Annotated in this window: 11 protein-coding genes; 5 read left to right on the top strand and 6 right to left on the bottom strand. The window is 70.7% G+C overall.

All coding sequences use genetic code 11. The features are described from left to right. Positions 1–6: 6 nt before the first annotated feature. The 4 genes from VZQ01_RS00510 to VZQ01_RS00495 all read right to left on the bottom strand — a co-directional run bounded on the left by VZQ01_RS00510 (position 7) and on the right by VZQ01_RS00495 (position 8499). Positions 7–2886, bottom strand: coding sequence for a sensor histidine kinase (locus VZQ01_RS00510; protein WP_223785772.1), 2880 nt, complete (start codon positions 2884–2886; stop codon positions 7–9). Positions 2887–2982: 96 nt separating this feature from the next. Beyond that, positions 2983–6576, bottom strand: coding sequence for an efflux RND transporter permease subunit (locus tag VZQ01_RS00505; protein WP_426746638.1), 3594 nt, complete (start codon positions 6574–6576; stop codon positions 2983–2985). Beyond that, positions 6573–7700, bottom strand: coding sequence for an efflux RND transporter periplasmic adaptor subunit (locus tag VZQ01_RS00500; RefSeq protein WP_267696498.1), 1128 nt, complete (start codon positions 7698–7700; stop codon positions 6573–6575). The genes VZQ01_RS00505 and VZQ01_RS00500 overlap by 4 nt, the downstream gene beginning before the upstream one ends. A 166-nt stretch (positions 7701–7866) precedes the next feature. Beyond that, positions 7867–8499 carry a hypothetical protein gene (locus VZQ01_RS00495; protein ID WP_267696497.1) on the bottom strand — a complete coding sequence of 211 codons (633 nt, stop codon included), beginning with the start codon at positions 8497–8499 and terminating at the stop codon, positions 7867–7869. A gap of 139 nt (positions 8500–8638) precedes the next feature. Between VZQ01_RS00495 and VZQ01_RS00490 the strand changes: the two genes are divergently transcribed. Continuing rightward, positions 8639–9373, top strand: a complete 735-nt coding sequence (locus VZQ01_RS00490) for a TetR/AcrR family transcriptional regulator (protein ID WP_223751576.1) — start codon at positions 8639–8641, stop codon at positions 9371–9373. 6 nt (positions 9374–9379) lie between these two features. Here VZQ01_RS00490 and VZQ01_RS00485 read toward each other — a convergent pair whose 3' ends face one another. Beyond that, positions 9380–9526, bottom strand: coding sequence for a hypothetical protein (locus VZQ01_RS00485; protein ID WP_426746637.1), 147 nt, complete (start codon positions 9524–9526; stop codon positions 9380–9382). A gap of 234 nt (positions 9527–9760) precedes the next feature. Between VZQ01_RS00485 and VZQ01_RS00480 the strand changes: the two genes are divergently transcribed. Then, complete coding sequence (locus VZQ01_RS00480) at positions 9761–10960, top strand: cyclic nucleotide-binding domain-containing protein (RefSeq protein WP_426746636.1); 1200 nt, start codon at positions 9761–9763, stop codon at positions 10958–10960. Between the two features lie 9 nt (positions 10961–10969). Here VZQ01_RS00480 and VZQ01_RS00475 read toward each other — a convergent pair whose 3' ends face one another. Next, positions 10970–11359, bottom strand: a complete 390-nt coding sequence (locus VZQ01_RS00475; RefSeq protein ID WP_141331606.1) for a hypothetical protein — start codon at positions 11357–11359, stop codon at positions 10970–10972. Positions 11360–11543: 184 nt separating this feature from the next. Between VZQ01_RS00475 and VZQ01_RS00470 the strand changes: the two genes are divergently transcribed. The 3 genes from VZQ01_RS00470 (at position 11544) to glyS (ending at position 17018) form a co-directional block, all read left to right on the top strand. Continuing rightward, complete coding sequence (locus tag VZQ01_RS00470) at positions 11544–13844, top strand: serine/threonine-protein kinase (protein ID WP_426749041.1); 2301 nt, start codon at positions 11544–11546, stop codon at positions 13842–13844. Positions 13845–13930: 86 nt separating this feature from the next. Further along, positions 13931–14923, top strand: a complete 993-nt coding sequence (gene glyQ / locus VZQ01_RS00465) for a glycine--tRNA ligase subunit alpha (RefSeq protein WP_046713338.1) — start codon at positions 13931–13933, stop codon at positions 14921–14923. Then, positions 14913–17018, top strand: a complete 2106-nt coding sequence (glyS, locus tag VZQ01_RS00460) for a glycine--tRNA ligase subunit beta (protein ID WP_426746635.1) — start codon at positions 14913–14915, stop codon at positions 17016–17018. Before glyQ ends, glyS begins: the two co-directional genes overlap by 11 nt. The last annotated feature ends 137 nt before the right edge of the window (positions 17019–17155 follow it).

The following is a 17155-nucleotide window of genomic DNA, read 5'->3' as shown; positions in this document are numbered from 1 at the left end:
GCGGCCTCAGACGTGCCAGGTGAGGGAGCTGTCCGCCGAGTGGATGGCGGGCAGTGAGCAGTAGAAGGTGGTGCCGAGTCCGGGCTGGCTGTCCACCCAGACCCGGCCGCCATGGGCCTCGGTGATGCCCTTGACGATGGTGAGCCCAAGGCCCGCGCCTTCCTTGGCGCGGCTCCGGGCCTGCCAGAAGGGCTCGAACAGGTGGTGCTGGTCCTCGGGGGGAATCCCCGAGCCCGTGTCGCTCACCGAGCAGCGCACCATCTCCCCCCACGGGCGCGCGCGCAGGACGATGCAGCCGCCCATCGGGGTGAACTTCAGCGCGTTGCCAATCAGGTTGGAGAAGAGCTGCAGCACCCGGTCCCGGTCCACGAAGAGGTCCGGCGTGTCGCGGCTGACGTCCAACTGGAGATGGACGGACTGGGCCTCGGCCAGCGCCCGGTGCAGCTCCAATGCCTCCGTGAGCAGCGCCATCGTCGACTCCGGCCGACGGTCCACGGTGAGGCTGCCGCCCTGCATCCGCGCGACATCCAGCAGGTCCGCGATGAGCGCGGTCGCCCGGGTGACCGCCTTCTGGATGGAGGTCAGCGGACGCGAGTCCGCGGCGCGCTCCGCCGGCGAGCGCTTCATCATCGTCCCCGCGCTCAGCGAGATGACATTCAGGGGCGCGCGCAGGTCATGGGCGACGATGCGCAGCACCTCGTCGCGAAGGTGCGTGGCCTGCTCGGAGCGCGCATGCAGGCTCGCGTTGTCGATGGCCAGCGCCGCGCGCCGCGCCAGCTCCTCGACGAGCGCCAGGTCCCGACGCCCGTAGCTCCGCCCGGACTCGGAGGTGCCCAGCGCGACGACGCCCACCGTGTGCCCGCGCGCGCTCAGCGGCACCACGATGATGGAGCGGGGCGCGAGCCGTCGCAGCAGGTCCAGGTGCCGGGCATCCTCCGCGGTGCTCTCCAGGAGCGACGCGGGGACCTCTTCCAGCAGCAGCGACTGGCCGCTGGTGAAGACCTCCGCCAACGCATGTCCCCGCCGCAGGTGGGCCTGCGGATACGCGCCGAACAGCTCCTCCATCAACAGCGTCCTCTCGTGCGTGGAGGCGAGGCACTCGCGGCGTTGGACCTTCCCGTGCTCGTCGATCATCGTCACGACGCAGAAGTCCGCGAGCGCGGGGACGAGCAGCCGCGACACCGTGGTGACCGTCGTCCCCGGGTCCAGCGAGCTGGCGAGCCTGGGCCCGGCCTCCGCCAGCAGGCGCTGCTCCCGCTCCTGCTGCTTGCGCTCGGAGATGTCCTGCACCTGGGAGATGAAGTGCAGCGGTCTGCCCTTCGAATCGTGGACGAGGGACGCGGTGAGCAGGACGTACACCAAGTGGCCCAGCTTGTGACGGTAGCGTTTCTCGAGCTGATACGTGCCCAGCTCCCCATCCAGCAGCCGCCCCACCTGGAGCAGGTCCCCCTCCAGGTCCTCCGGGTGGGTGAGGTCCTGGAATGTCATCGCGCACAGCTCCTCGCGCGTGTACCCGAGCATCTGGCTCAGCGCCTCGTTCACGTTCAGGAAGTGTCCGTCCAGGCCAACCAGGGACATGCCGATGGGGGCATGGTCGAAGGCGGTGCGGAACAGCTCCTCCCGGTTGCGCCGGGCCTCCTCCGCTCGCACCCGCGCGCTCAGGTCGCGCAGGATGACGGCCCTGAACGCGACATCATCCACCCGCACGTCGGCGAGCGTGGCCTCCGCGGGAAACACCTCCCCACTCCTGCGACGGCCGGACAGGGGTCTTCCCTCCTCGTCGCCCGGGCCTGTTCCGGCGGCCTCCCGCGCCGGGAGGTCCAGGGGGCCGCTCAGCAACAGGTCCATCGACCTGCCCAGCACCTCGCCCGCGGCGTAGCCGAAGATGCGCTCGGCGCCGGTGTTGAACAGGGTGATGTTCCGCTGCTCGTCGACGGCGATGATGGCGTCCGCGGCGTTGTTGACGATGCCGGCGAAGCGGGCCTCGGAGATGCGCAGCGACTGCGCCACTTCGCGCTGACGCGCATCCAGTCGGGAGAGGGCGTTCGCGTTGCGAGCCAGCAGGAGCACGAAGGCGAGCACCGTGACGAGCGCGAAGACCGACGTGCCGAACGGGCCGCTGCGAAAGCCGAGCTCCTCGCTGACCAGCCGCAGCCCCCACACGAGCAGTGGCAGGGTGATGACGGCGGGCAACAGCCTGCGCGCCATGAGGCCGCCGGCATCGTCCCGCAGCAGCACCCCCATCAGTCCATATCGGGGATGCACGGAGAGGATTCCCACCGAGAGCAGCAGGAACAACAGCGCCGAGTGCAGCGCCATGGGCGTGTAGGGACCGAAGGCCCGCTGCCCGATGAACGCGGTCAGCGGAGCCTCCTCCAGATACGCATAGCCGATGAGGGCCTGGGCGGAGACGAGCGCGACGAGCAGGGCGAGCGGACGGGCCGGATGCCACCCCGAGCGGGTCCTGACGTGCAGCAGCAGCAGCGCGGACCCGAGCAGCACCAGGCTCGCCGCTGTCAGGGGAGACGGCCGGCCCGGCATGTGCGGCGACAGCCGGGTGAGGGTGTCCGCGAAGAAGAGGGGGGCGATCCCGAAATCCCGCCGCGTCAGGTACTCGAGCAGCACCAGTCCGCCCAGCACCATGGCGAGCAGCGCCAGTGCCAGCCCCAGTCCCCTTGCCAGGCGCTCCGCCGACTTCCTCCTCAGCAGCCACAGCGCGCAGCCGATGGAGAACTGCCCCACGGCGGTGAGGGGCATCATCACCCCGGCTCCCGGGAGGAAGACCACACGGGTGAGCCGCTCGCTGGCCATCGCCCAGCCCGCCAGCACGGTGGCCGTCACCAGGACGGTGAACGTGCACACGAGCGGGACCAGCCAGTCGAGCACCCTTTCCAGAGGGCGCGACGAAACCTCCATCCACGAAACTGGAGTCACGTCCTGTCGTTGACCAATGCCGCGGCGGCGACCGCTCCGTCGCCTGCTTCAGCGCTCCTCCCAATGAATCCAGCGCAGGTCCCTCACGAAGAGCGTGTAGAGGACGGGGACGAGCAGCAGGGTGAGCACCGTGGCCACGGTGAGTCCGCCGATCTGCGCGTAGCAGAGCGGCTGCCACAGCGGGCCGCCGTGCAGCGCCAGGGGGATGAGCCCCAGCACGGTGGCTCCCACCGTCACCAGCACGGGCCGCAGGCGGTGGACCCCGGCGTCGAGCAGGGACTCGCGCAGGGACTCGCCGCGCTCGTGGGCCTCCTCGATGTAGTCGAAGAGCACGATGATGTGGCTGACGATGACGCCCATCAGGCTGATGATGCCCAGGAAGGCCATGAAGCTGAACGGCGCGCCCATGATGACCAGCGACACCAGCGCCGCCGCCGCGCCGAAGGGCAGGGCGGCGAACACGACCAGCGGCTTGACGGCGTTCTTGAACTGGATGACCAGCGCCACGTAGATGGCGACGATGAGCATGCCGAGCACGACGACCATGCTCGCGAAGCTCTTCTTCTGCTCCTCCGCCTCGCCGCCGATCTCCAGCGTGTAGCCGATGGGCAGGTGCTGCTGGAGCTCATCGAGCTTCGGACGGGCCTCCTTCAGGACCTCCGACGCGAGCACGCCCTGTTGCGGGAACGTGGAGATGGTGATGGTGCGGAACTGGTTGCGGCGGCGGATCTTCTCCGTCTGGAGCGAGTAGGCGACGCGGGAGACCTGCCGCAGGGGCACCTTCTGGGGCCCGCTGCGCGAGCTGATGTACAGGTTCTCGATGTCACCCAGCTGGGCGCGCTCCTCGGCGCGGAGCCGGGCGACGATGTCGATTTGATGGATGCCCTCGCGCAGCTGACCCACCGTCATGCCGTTCATCGCCGAGGCGGAGGACGTGGCCACGTCCAGGTTGGTGACACCCGCGAGGTTGGCCCGGTCCGGGTCCACCTCCAGCTTCACGGAGAACGTGTCGCTGCCCCAGTCGTCGCGCGTGCGCGCGGTGCCGGGGACGGAGCGGAAGATGGCCTTGGCCTGCTCGGCGATGTCGCGCAGCACGGAGATGTCCTCGCCGGACACGCGGATGGACACGGGGATGCCCACGGGCTTGCCCGTCTCCAGCTCGCGCACGTCGACGCGCGCCCCGGCGATGCGGCGTGACAGCGCGTCCTGGAACAAGGGCACCAGCATGCGGGTGTCCTCCTTGTCGCGGACCTGGATGACCAGCTGCGCGTAGTTGAGCTGCTGGAGCTCCGGTGCGACGGAGAACCAGAAGCGGGGACCGCCGCCGCCGATGAACTCCGTCACAGACTCGAGCACCTGGCGCGGCTTGCCGTCGCTCGGGTGGGCCTTGCCGTACTCCTCGGCCACCTCCTGGAGGATGCGGGTGGCGTCCCTCGCGGTGTCGCGCGTCGCGGTGAGGGTGGCGTCCTCGGGCAGCCAGACGTCCACGTAGGACAGATAGGACAGGTCCTTGGGGAAGAAGGCGGAGCGGACGCGGGTGCCCACGAGCGCGCCCGCGATGAGGACGAGCAGCGCCACGCCGACGACGAGCAGCCGGTGGTCGATGGCCCAGCCGACGACCTGCTGGTACCTCCGCGCGAAGCGCGAGGCCTTCTGTTCCGATGCGGGAGTCTCCGTCTCGGGCGCGCGGAGGATGGCTGAGCCCAGCAGCGGGATGAACGTCATGGAGACGACGCGCGAGGCGACCAGGGACAGCGTGAGGACGATGGGCAGGGTGCGGATGAACCTGCCCGTGTCTCCAGGCAGCGAGAGGAAGGGCAGGTAGGCGGCGATGTTGGTGAGGGTGGCGAAGAGGATGGCGGTGGCCAGCTTCGTGGGACCGAGCCACGCGGCGATGCGCGGCTTCCACCCCATGGACATCGAGCGCTTGATGGCGTCGCTGGCCACCACGGGGTCATCCACCAGCAGGCCCAGCGCGATGATGAGCGACGCGATGGAGATCTGCTGCAGGTCCACGCCGAACAGGTGCATCAGCCCGAAGGTCATCGCCAGGGTGATGGGGATGGACAGGGCCAACAGCAGCGCCGTCCTCCACTCCCAGAAGCCGATGAGCGCCACGAGCACCACCAGGATGATGGCCTCGTAGAGCGAGGACATGAACAGGTCCACGTTCTCCTTCACCTGGAGCGGCTGGTCCGAGGTGCGGCGGATGACCAGGTCCTCGGGCAGCAGGCGTTGGACGTGCGCCAGCTCCTCGCTCACGGCGTGGCCGAAGGCGTCGATCTGCTCGCCCGGGCGCATGTTGACGGCGAGGGTGATGGCGCGGTTGCGGACGAACTCGCCCTGGGCGTTGCGCGCGTCCAGGTAGTTCAGGAAGCGCGGCGGGCTCTGGTAGTCGCGGCGCACGTCCACCATGTCGCGCAGGTACACCGGCGTGCCGTTGGTGCTCGTGGTGGCGACGATGTCTCCCAGCTCACGCTCGCTGGACAGCTCGCCCGACGGGTCGATGGTGATGCTCTTGCCGCCCATCTCCAGGATGCCGCCGGGCGCGGTGATGTTGCGCGCGGAGATGAGGTTCGCGAGCCCCGAGGCCTGGACGCCGTAGGAGGCGAGGCGCTCCTGCGAGTACTCCAGGAAGATCTTCTCCGGCAGCACGCCCGCGCGGGTGACCTTGGAGACGACGGGCAGCCGCTGGAGGTGTCGCTGAATCGTGTCGGTGAAGTCGTCGAGCTGCCGGTGGCTGTAGCGGTCTCCCGCGTTCGCCGTCAGTCGGGCCCGGACGTCCTTCGGGTCGCGGACGATGATGGGGCGCCACACGTCGGGGTGGAGCTCCGACAGGCTCAGGTGGTCCTGGGCGAAGGCGCGCAGGTGTCGCAGCAGCGTGTCGTCGTCCAGGGACGTGGCCATGTCCACGCCGATGAAGCCGGGGCTCTGGATGAAGCGCGCGTCATCCGTCTCGGGCAGGGCGTCGAAGAAGCGCAGGGCCTGGTCTCCCAGGCGCTGCATGGACGTCGCGTTGATGGAGGGCGGGAAGCTCACCACCAGCGTGGCCCGTGGAGCGGAGGACGACGCGGACGCGCGCACGTCCTCGATGGCGCGGGCGACGGCGCGCGAGCGCAGCTCCAACTCCACGTCGTTCGCCGGAGGGCTGGCCACCGTGAGCATCAGCGTCGCGGTGTCGCCGAAGTCCTTGAGGAACTGCACCGGCCCCGCGCCGCTCGGCAGGTCGCGAATCGTGTCGAGCCGCCCCTGGATGTCGTCGAACTCCTTGGCGCGGTCCGCGACGTCCTCCTTCAGCGTGACGTAGACGACGGACAGGCTGGTGCGACTGATGGACTCGATCTTCTCGACGCTGGCGTTCTCGGAGATCTTCTGCTCGATGCGGCGGGTGACCAGCTGTTCAATCTTCTCCGCCTCCGCGCCGGGCCACAGGCACGTGGCCACCGCGACGCGCACGGCGATGACCGGGTCCTTCGCCTTGGGCATCTTGAAGTAGCCGTAGACGCCCCACACCAGCGTGAAGGCCAGGAACACCCAGGCCACCTGCCGCTTCTCCGTGAAGTAGCGCGCGGTGTTGTGTTTGTGGCGCACCAGCGCTTCGTCGCGCTCCCGCTCCGCCTGCTCCGCCTGCTCGGGCGTCACGGAATCACCTCCACCGCCTCGCCGTCGGACAGGAGGCTGGCGCCGGTGACGACGATGCGCTCACCGGCCTCCAGTCCCTTGCGCACCGGGATGACGTTGCCCAGGTACTCGCCCAGCTCCACCTCGCGGGCGCGCACCAGTGACTTGCCGTCCTGCTGCTGGAACACGAAGACGGCGAACCCGTCCGGCTTGCCGGGCGCGCGGACGATGGAGGACAGCGGCACGAGCAGCTCCGGCTGGAGTCGGGCGGAGCCGCCGTCTCGCAGCGACAGCGCGGCCACCATGCCGGGCTTGAGTCGCTGGTCCTCGTTGGGGATGGAGACCTCCACCGCGAACACGCGGCTCTTGGGGTCCGCGGAGGGCGCGATGCGGGAGATGCGCCCCTCGAAGCGCTGTCCGGGGAAGGCCTGGGTGATGACGGCCTGGGGCGCGCCGAGCCGGACGCTGGGCAGGAGCGTGTCCGGGACGCCGAACACCACGCGGACGCTGCGCGTCTCCGCCACCGAGAAGGCGACGGTGCCCGGCGCGGCCAGGACGCCCACCTCCACGGTGCGCTTGAGCACCACGCCGGAGAGCGGCGAGCGCAGCTGGGTGTCCTCGAGCGCCGTGCGCGCTTCCTCCACGCGGGCCTGGGCGACGGCCGAGGCGCCGACGGCGCTGTCCTTCTGCGTGCGGGCGGCGTCGAGCTGCGCGGGCGTGGACACCTCCGCGGCGACGAGCTTCGTCGTGCGCTCGAAGTTGATGCGCGCCTGCTCCTCGGCGGCGCGGGCCTGGGAGAGCGCCGCGCGGGCCTCGGTGAGTTTCTGCGAGTAGTCCGTCTTGCGCAGCGCGGCCAGCTCCATGCCCTCGCGCACGGCGTCGCCCTCCTGGATGAGGCGGGGGCGTCCGTCCACGTCCTTCACCTTCGCGATGGACTCCACGTAGCCGCCGACCTTGAAGGCCAGGTCCACGCGCGTGGCGGGCTGGATCTCCGCGGAGAAGCGCGCATCCGCCGTCGTCCCGGCGCGGCCCACGGTGGCGATGCGCACGGCGGTGGCAGGCGCGGGCGGGGGCGGGGAGCGCCCGCAGGCGAGCCCGAGCGGGGCGCCCAGGACGAGCGTGAGGGCCAGCAACGACGTCCTCATGAGACGGACTCCAGCGACGCGTCGGAAGCGACGACGTGAAGGACGGCGCCCGGGATTCGGGGCCGTCCGGGGGGAAGCTCACCACGATGAAGAAGGGACTCAGGGGGTGGGCACGACGGGGTGGGCCTTGCCTGTCGCGCGCCCGACATGGTGGGCCGCCGGATGCTCAGAGGACGACGAGCAGGCCGAGCGACGCTGTCGGGTAGACCTGCCGCAGCTTCAGCTCACCATTCGAGATGCGCAGCGTGCGCACGTCCGTGAAGGTGAAGCCCGGGCCTCCGCGCGCCGTCAGGCCCAGCCGCCCCGCGCCCGGCCGCCACATGAGTCCCACCGCGGGCTCCACGAACGCCGCCGTGCTCGCGCTCTGCGAAGGGCCCTTGCCCGTGCGCGCCACGAACTCCTCGAAGCCCGCCGTCAGCCCGACGAAGGGCCGCAGCGTGCCGTTCGCGAACGTCGTCACCGTGTAGCGCGCGTCCGCGCCCACCGCGTAGTTGAGCTTCACCTCGCCCAGCTCCGCCCCCTCGAAGCGCGTGCGCACGCCCACCGCGTTGCCCCACTGGCCCGCGCGCGCCATCAGTCCGAAGGAGAACGGCCCCTCGAACCGGGGCGAGATGTCCAGTCGCACGCCGTACATCGACGCGTCCAGCGCGGGCGGCTGCAGCTCCAGCAGCACCGAGCCCCGGCGCTCCCGCTCCCGCGAGGGAATCAGCTCGCCCGCGTCGTCCGCCCACGCCGGTGCGCCCATCAACACCGCCGCCGCCAGCACTCCCGTCAGGACTCCCTTGGACTGGACCTTCATCTCGCGCTCCCGTGTTTTTAGTCGTTCGACTAATTTAGTTACACGACTAACTAAGACTGCGCCCGGGTGATGTCAAGGCGACCGGGCGGCCGGCTTCGGGGTGCTTGCGGGTAGGTGTGTGGCGTCCTATGGGAGACAGATGGCCCGTCCACGCAGCCCGAAGAAGCCTTCGTCCCCTCCGCCGGAGCCGGCGCTCACGGGAGAGCCGGATGCCCGGGAGCGGCTCATCGCCGCCAGCTCGCGCGTGCTGGCGGAGCGGGGCTACGACGCGACGACGGTGAAGGAGGTGGCGCGCGTGGCCGGGGTGAACCAGGGGCTGGTGCACTACTACTTCGGCAGCAAGGACGCGTTGCTGCTCGCCGTCACGCGCGCGCACAGCGCGCAGTACGTGGCGGAGCTCAAGAAGCTGCGGGACGAGACGCCGCTGGAGGACCTGGCGGACACCAGCTTCGCGTGGGGCGAGCGCCACCTGCGCGCGTCACCCGAGCAGTTCCGGCTGCGCTACGAGCTGTTCGCGTTGGGGCTGCGCAACGCGGAGCTCACCTCGGCGGTCTCCGAGCTCCAGGCGGAGGGTGACCTGGAGGTGGCCCGCACGGTGGCGCGCTATCGGGGCGGGGAGGCCTCGCGCCCCGAGCCCCTGGACCACCACTACGCCGTCATCATCAAGTCGTGCTTCGACGGACTGGCGCTCCAGGCGCTGTTGGATCCGAAGTTCGACCCGGGGCCCGTGTACGCGCTGCTGAAGCATCTGGTGCTGTCGAGTGTCGACGGGCCCGGGAGCGGCAAGGCGCCAGCGCGTCGGGGAACTCGGAGCCAGGCGCGTCGAGGCACACCGAAGCCTCGACGTCGCCCGAGCACTCGGCCCCGCCGCTGAGCGTCGTCAGAGGGCGGTCTGCTCGCCGGGCGTGAGGAACCGCACGCGGCGGTCTCCCCGGAACGCGGCGCGGACCTGGGCCTCGGTGGAGAGGGGCTCGAAGGTGCCCGAGTACGTCACGGTGAGTCCGTGGGCGGTGGCGTGGCTGTCCACAGCCGGGTGTCATCCTCTACTCGGAGGACCTGGACCCCGGGGGCTCCGGCGGGCGTCCAGGTCGAGACGGTGATGGGCCGCGCGCGGGGCATGGGATGTTGTCCGGCTGGATGCTTTCTATCTCACGTTTAAGGCCTGTACGAGGTATGGGGGCGTCGTGTCAGTCGGTGGCGTCGCGATACAACGCGTCGAACCGGGCCTTTTCTGGCGGCCAACCGGGCCGGAGGATGAGACATGCCAGGAGCCACAGTGGGGCTTCGCGTGGGGGGAGCACGCATGGGGACGGATGCAGAAGGGGCGTTGCGCGCCGTGCGGTCTTTGGTGGAGCTGGAGGACACGGAGCAGGCAGCGCAGCTCTACGAGGAGCTGGGGGCCTCCCAGCGCGAGCGGCTGCGCAAGCAGGCCGCGCAGGGGCCGGTGAAGGAGCGACGCGGGTTGGTGGAGGTGCTGCGACGCGCCCGGGACTTCCTGGGCGCCGCGCGGCTGATGGATGGCAGCGGTGACGACGCCGTGGCCGCCGACCTCTACGTCCAGAGCGGCCAGTACCTGGAGGCGGCGGAGGCCTGGCTGCGCGCGGGTGAGTCCGAGCGCGCCGCGTCGGCCTTCGAGCGCGCGGGGGCCCTGGAGCGCGCGCTGGAGGTGTACCGCGGCCTGGGCGCGCGTGAGTCCATGGCGCAGTGCCTGGTGCGCCTCAAGCGCCCCTTCGACGCGGCGGACCTCTACCGCGAGCTCGGTCAGCCCCACGCGGAGGTGGAGGCCCTGGGCGGCGTGACGCCCGAGGACCCGCGCTACATCGAGGCCGTGCTGCGCATGTGCCGGCTGCTGGACGTCGAGGGCTTCACGCACCGCGCGCTCGCGGTGCTGGTGGACGCGCTGGCCAGCTCCGACGTGGCGCGGGCCGAGCCGGCGATGGTCACCGAGCGCGCGCGGCTGTTGCGTCGCATGGGCATGAACGCGGAGGCGGAGGCGGTGCTCGGCCGTCGCAACACGCCCTCCACCACGCCCGTGGCCAACGGCTATCGCTTCCTCAAGGCCATCCCCATCTTCAGCGAGCTGTCGCTGGAGGACATGAAGGACCTCTACCGGCAGGCCCGGCAGGTGGTGCTCGCGCAGGACTCCGTGGTGCTGGAGAAGGGAGAGCCGGGCGTGGCGCTGCTCGTCCTGATGGAGGGGACGGTGGACGTCTTCAGCGGCCCGGAGTCGGACGCGCGGCTGCTCAACTCGCTGGGGCCGGGGGAGTACCTCGGGGAGATCTCCCTGGTGCAGGACGCGCCGGTGTCCGCGCACGTGCGGGCGCGCACGGCCGTGCGCGCGCTGCGCATCAGCCGCACGGCCTTCGAGCACTACCTGGACACCCACGAGGCCGCGGCGCTGCGCATCTACCGCCTCTTCACGCAGAACCTCGCGGCCCGGGTGCGCGCCCTCAGCGCTTGAAAAGGCGGCTCACTTCCAGGAGCAGCCCTTGATCTTCTCGCAGAAGGCCGCGTTCGTGGCCTTCGTGCACTCCATGGCCAGCCCCATGCACCGGTTGGTGGAGTACGAGTAGGAACAGCCGGGCTGGCTGTTGCAGAAGACGCTCGAGTACACGCCGCAGAAGGTCGCCTTGCCGGTGCACTGGCCGCCCTTGCTCGGCGCCGCGTCCTCCGCGGCCTGCTCCGTGTCCTCCTTCACGGGTGTTTCCTGCTTCGCGCCGTCCTTCTTCGGGGAGGACTGGGTTTTCGTGTCCTTGGGGGCCGCGGCCTGTTCGTCCGCGTGAGCGGGAGCACAGGCGAGCAGCACCAGGGTGGCGAGCATTCCCACGAGGAGTCGAGGCTGCGCTGCGTGGCGAGACATGGGTGTCCTTTCGGCGAGGGGCTCGGCTTTCGCCCCGGCGTGATGAGAACAGCGCACTGTAGAGGACTCCTTCCGGGCGTGGGGAAGAGGGCACGGCGGGTGGCTCGGCTCACCCAGGAGGTGGGTCCTTTTCGCGCGACTGTCATCGACGTGGACGCAGCGCGCGGCTAACATGTCCGGCTTCATGGCCAGGCAGGATGGCGCCAGCGAAGATCCCGACCGGGGGCGGCGCATTGGAAAATACGAGATCCTCACCCGCCTCTCGATGGGAGGAATGGCGGAGCTGTTCCTCGCCTTCACCTCGGGGCCGGGCGGATTTCGCAAGTTCGTCGCCGTCAAGCAGATCCTCCCGGACATCAAGAAGGACGAGCAATTCGTCCAGATGTTCCTGGATGAGGCGCGGATCACCGCGGCGTTCTCGCACGCGAACATCGGACAGGTCTTCGACCTGGGCGAGGACGGCGGCGAGCTGTTCCTGGCGATGGAGTTCCTGCCCGGGCAGAACCTGGAGCAGGTCATCAAGGCCGCCTCGCGGCGCCAGTACGGGCTGCCGCTGGGGTTCATCGGTCGGGTGATCCGCGACACGTGCCTGGGGCTGCACTACGCGCACCACTTCACGGACCCGTCGGGGCGCTCGGTGGCGGTGGTGCACCGGGACGTGTCGCCGAAGAACGTGATGCTCACCTACGACGGCGTCGTCAAGGTGATCGACTTCGGCATCGCGAAGGCGAGGGGGCGGCTGGGGCGCACCCAGGTGGGCACGGTGAAGGGGACCAGCGGGTACATGTCCCCGGAGCAGGTGCGTGGCCACGCGATGGACGGCCGCAGCGACCTGTTCTCCGTGGGCGTGATGCTCCACGAGATGCTCACCGGCCAGCGGCTGTTCAACGGTCCGCACGAGGCCGCGGTGATGTTGCAGATCGTGGAGGCGGACGTCACGTCGCCCCGCGCCGCCAACCCGGACATCCCGGAGGCGCTGGACGCGGTGGTGATGCGCTCGCTGGCCCGGGACGCGGCGCAGCGCTTCACCAGTGGCCGTGAGATGGCGCGCGCCATCGAGGCGGCGCTCGGCCCGGAGCTGTTCGACGAGGACGGCGTCACCGCGGTGATGGGCGAGCTGTTCGAGGAGAAGCGTCAGAAGACGCGCACGCTCCTGGAGCTGGCCAGCCGCGCCGAGGACGCCCGGGTGAGCGAGGCGGCCGGCGAGCTGCAGCAGGACGACGTCGGCGAGATGGGCGCCACCGCGCAGCTGCCGACCCCGACGATGGCCCGCACGGTGGCGCGCTCGGATGGGAGCAGCGCGCCCAAGCCGACGCCGCAGCGGCGCACGGATGGGAGCAGCGCGCCCAAGCCGGTGCCCCAGCGGCGTCCGGCCACGCCCACGGACCCGGAGGTCCCCACCCGCGCGGGCAGCGGACCCAAGCCGGTGCCGCAGCGGCGTACGGGGGCCGAGGCGGCCTCGACGACGCCGCGTGCCCCGCGCGCGCTGCTGGAGGCGGGCGGCACGTCCCGCACGCCGCGCCCGCGTCCCGCCGCGCGCGAGGAGCCGCTGGAGGAGGTGGACTCGCTCGATGAGCCGAGCGACCTGTCGACGCAGCAGTTCCGCACCCGTCCTCCGCGCCCGGGCGCCGGCTCCTCGGGCCGTGGCCGGGGCGTGTCGCGCTCGGACACGCCGGTGCAGACGCCGGCCGCGAAGCCGAAGTCCCGCTGGATGGGGCGGCTGTTCCTGCTCGTGCTGCTGGGGGCCGTGGGCTGGGCCTCGACGCAGCCCATGGTCCGCGCCCAGTTCGTCCCCGCCTTCGAGTCCGCGAAGGCCTGGGTGAAGGCGGAGCTGGATCCGCAGCCGCCCGCGGACCCCACGCTCAACGCCGCGTGGCCGCCCCAGCAGAAGCCGGGACCGCCGCCGGGCTTCCCCGGCACCACGCCCGCGCCGGACCCGCGTCCGGGCGCCCAGGCGGAGGCGCCCTCCGCGCCGGAGCCCACCGCCCAGGTGGCGACTCCGCCCGAGCCGTCCCCGGCCGTGCCCGACGTGCGCCCCGCGTCCACCTCCACGGCGCGCAAGGGGAAGGAGACGCCGAAGGAGGAGCCGGCCCGGACCGCCGAGGCCTCCAAGCCCGCCCCGCGCAAGCCGCGGGTGTACGCCGGCAAGGAGAAGCCGGAGGACGAGCCCGTCACCACGGTGACGAAGGACCCGGACGCGCTGGCGGAGGTGATGGACACCAGCACGCCCCAGGGCGCGGCGAAGGCCGGGCTGGGGTGGATCACCCTCTACACGGTTCCCCGGGCGGCGGTGTTCGACGGCGCCACCCAGCTGGGCACCACGCCGCTGTTGAAGTTCCCGCTGCCGGTGGGGACCTACACGCTGCGGCTGGTCGACCCCACGAGCCCCGACGGGGTGAGCCGGCGCCTGTCCGCGCCGGTGAAGCCCGGCGAGGTGACCAAGCTGCAGATTCGACTGGCGGACCTCCCTCTGTACAAGGAGTGAGCGCCGTCCTTGACGCCCTCGGACCCCCTCAATAGGGTCCGCGGGCTCTTTTCCTTCGACGCACTGCGAGAAGGACACCCATCGCTATGTATTTCCAGGACCTCATCTTCACGCTCCAGAAGCACTGGGCCGACCAGGGCTGCCTCTCCACGCAGCCGTACGACCTCGAGGTCGGCGCCGGCACCATGGCCCCGACGACGTTCCTCCGCGCGCTGGGGCCGGAGCCCTGGAACGTGGCGTACGTGCAGCCCTCGCGTCGCCCCGCGGATGGCCGCTTCGGTGAGAACCCGAACCGGCTGTTCCAGCACCACCAGTTCCAGGTCATCCTCAAGCCCGCGCCCAAGAACGTGCAGGAGCTGTATCTGGAGTCGCTGCGGAAGATCCGCATCGACCCGCTCGAGCACGACATCCGCTTCGTCGAGGACGACTGGGAGTCGCCCACGCTCGGCGCGTGGGGCCTGGGCTGGGAGGTGTGGTGTGACGGGATGGAGGTGACGCAGTTCACCTACTTCCAGCAGTGCGGCGGCTTCGACTGCAAGCCCGTCTCCGCGGAGCTCACGTACGGGCTCGAGCGCATCTGCATGTACCTGCAGAACGTGGAGAACGTCTTCGACATCGAGTGGGTCAAGGGCGTGAAGTACCGCGAGGTGTTCCACCCGAACGAGGTGGAGATGAGCCGGTACGCGCTGCAGGAGTCGGACGCGGCCATGCTCTTCTCGCTGTTCGACGCGTACGAGAAGGAGTGCAAGCGGCTCATCGAGCGGCAGTTGCCGCTGCCCGCGTACGACTTCGCGCTGAAGTGCTCGCACACGTTCAACCTGCTGGACGCGCGCGGCGCCATCTCCGTCACGGAGCGCGCGGCCTTCATCAAGCGCGTGCGCGACAACGCGCGGCTGTGCGCGGAGGGGTATCTCCAGATGCGCGAGCGGCTGGGCTATCCGCTGCTCAAGACGCCGTGGACGGTGGGGGAGCAGCCCGCCATCCTCGAGGGCAAGGCGGCCAGCGACTACTGGAAGACGGTGCAGCTCAACAAGCCGGTGGAGAAGAAGGAGAAGGCGGAGGTGACCCGTGGCGCGTGATCTGCTCCTGGAAGTGGGCGCGGAGGAGATTCCCGCCTCGTTCATCGCCCCCGCGCTGGAGGACCTGCGCCGGGTGGTGACGGAGCGCCTGGCGGACGCGCGCCTGGAGCACGGTGAGGTGAAGGTCTACGGCACGCCCCGGCGCCTGGCGGTCTGGGTGCGCGACGTGGCGGACGCGGGCAAGGACGTGGTGAAGGAGGTGCTGGGGCCCAGCGCCAAGGCCGCGTTCGACGCGCAGGGCAAGCCCACCAAGGCGGCGGAGAAGTTCGCCGAGGGGCTGAAGCTCTCGGTGGACCAGCTGGGCCGCGCGCAGGCGGCCAAGGGCGAGTACGTGTCCGCGCGCGTGGAGGAGAAGGGCCGCGCGGCGGCGGACATCGTCCCGGACGCGCTGCACGCGGCGGTGCACTCCATCAACTTCCGCAAGTCCATGCGCTGGGGTGACGTGGAGTCCTCCTTCGCCCGGCCCGTGCAGTGGCTGGTGGCGCTCTTGGGCGGCGACGTGGTGCCCGTGGTCTTCGGCGACGTGAAGAGCGGCCGCGTGACGTACGGCCACCGCTTCCTGTCGCCCGGCGCCATCGAGCTGAAGGCGCCCGCGGACTACGAGGCCGCGCTGGCGAAGGCGAACGTGGTGGCGGACATCGCCAGGCGCCGCGCCATGCTCGTGGAGAAGGTGACGGCGGCGGCGAAGGCGGCCGGCGGCGCGCTGCTCGAGGACGAGGGCCTGGTGGACCAGGTGACCAACCTGGTGGAGCTGCCCAGCCCCGTGGTGGGCACGTTCGAGGAGCGCCACCTGGACCTGCCACCGGAGGTGCTGGTGCAGGAGATGAAGAGCCACCAGCGCTACTTCTCGCTGGTGGACGGGGCGGGGAAGCTGTTGCCCAAGTTCATCGCCGTGTCGAACACGCCGGTGCGCGACGAGCAGCTGAGCCTGCGCGGCTACCAGCGCGTGCTGCGCGCGCGTCTGGCGGACGGCCGCTTCTTCTTCGACGAGGACCGCAAGACGCCGCTCGCCGACCGCGTGGAGAAGCTGGGCCGCGTGGTGTGGCAGGGGCAGCTGGGCACGTATCTGGAGAAGGTGGAGCGCTTCCGCTCGCTGGCGGTGTGGCTGGCCGGGCAGACGAAGCGGGCAGGGGAGAGCGCCACCATCGAGCGCGCGGCCACGCTGGCCAAGGCGGACCTCGTCACCGGCATGGTGGGCGAGTTCCCGGAGCTCCAGGGCGTCATGGGCCGCGAGTACGCGCGCGCCAGCGGCGAGCCGGACGCGGTGGCCCTGGCCATCTTCGAGCACTACCTGCCGCGAGGCGCCGAGGACGCGCTGCCCACGCAGGACGCGGGCGCGCTCATCGGCATCGCGGACCGGCTCGACTCGCTGTGCGGCATCTTCGCCATCGGCAAGGTGCCCAGCGGCGCGGCGGACCCGTTCGGTCTGCGCCGCGCGTGTCTGGCCATCATCCGGCTGGTGCTGGGGCGGGGCTACCGCTTCAGCCTGTCGGCGGCGGTGGACGAGTCGCTGCGGCTGCTCGCGCCCCGGCTGGCCAACGTCAAGCGCAAGGCGGGCGAGCCCGCGCCGCGCGAGCAGGTGCTGGAGTTCTTCCGCGGCCGCCTCAAGGCGCTGTGGGGCGAGCAGCACCGCACGGACGTGGTGGAGGCGGTGCTCGCGGCGGGCTTCGATGACCTGGTCGCCGCGCAGAAGCGCCTGGAGGCGCTGAGCCTCATCGTCGGGCGGGCCGACTTCCAGCCCCTGGCCGCGGCCTTCAAGCGCGTGGTCAACATCGTGGAGAAGCAGGGCCGCGACGTGGCGGGGGGGCAGACGCAGGCCCAGAAGCTGGTGGACGACGCCGAGAAGCAGCTCCACGCGGCCTTCTCCCAGGCGCGCACGTCCGTGACGGGCCTGCTGCAGGGGGATGATTTCTCCGGCGCCCTCAAGGAAATCACCGGGTTGAAGCCCGTGGTGGACACCTTCTTCGACAAGGTGATGGTGATGGCCGAGGACAAGGAGCTGCGGGAGAACCGCATCCGGCTGCTCACGGAGATTGGCGCCCTGTTCAACCAGGTGGCCGACTTCTCGAAGATCCAGGCCGAAGTCGCGGCCTGAGGCCCTCACGAGGCCGCCTGCCCCCCGGGGGATGGAGCACGTCCCCGGGGGCGCCGGTTCGTCGGCTGCCGTGCGCCCGGGAATGACGCGGCCCCTTTCCGGTTGCCCGGGGGGAGGCCCCTTCCTACACTCCCGCC

It is taken from the genome of Myxococcus faecalis (assembly GCF_050039385.1).
In the GTDB taxonomy this organism is placed as follows: Bacteria; Myxococcota; Myxococcia; order Myxococcales; family Myxococcaceae; genus Myxococcus; species Myxococcus fulvus.
Note: the sequence above shows the minus strand (reverse complement) of the source record. Positions and strands in the feature narration are given on the sequence as shown.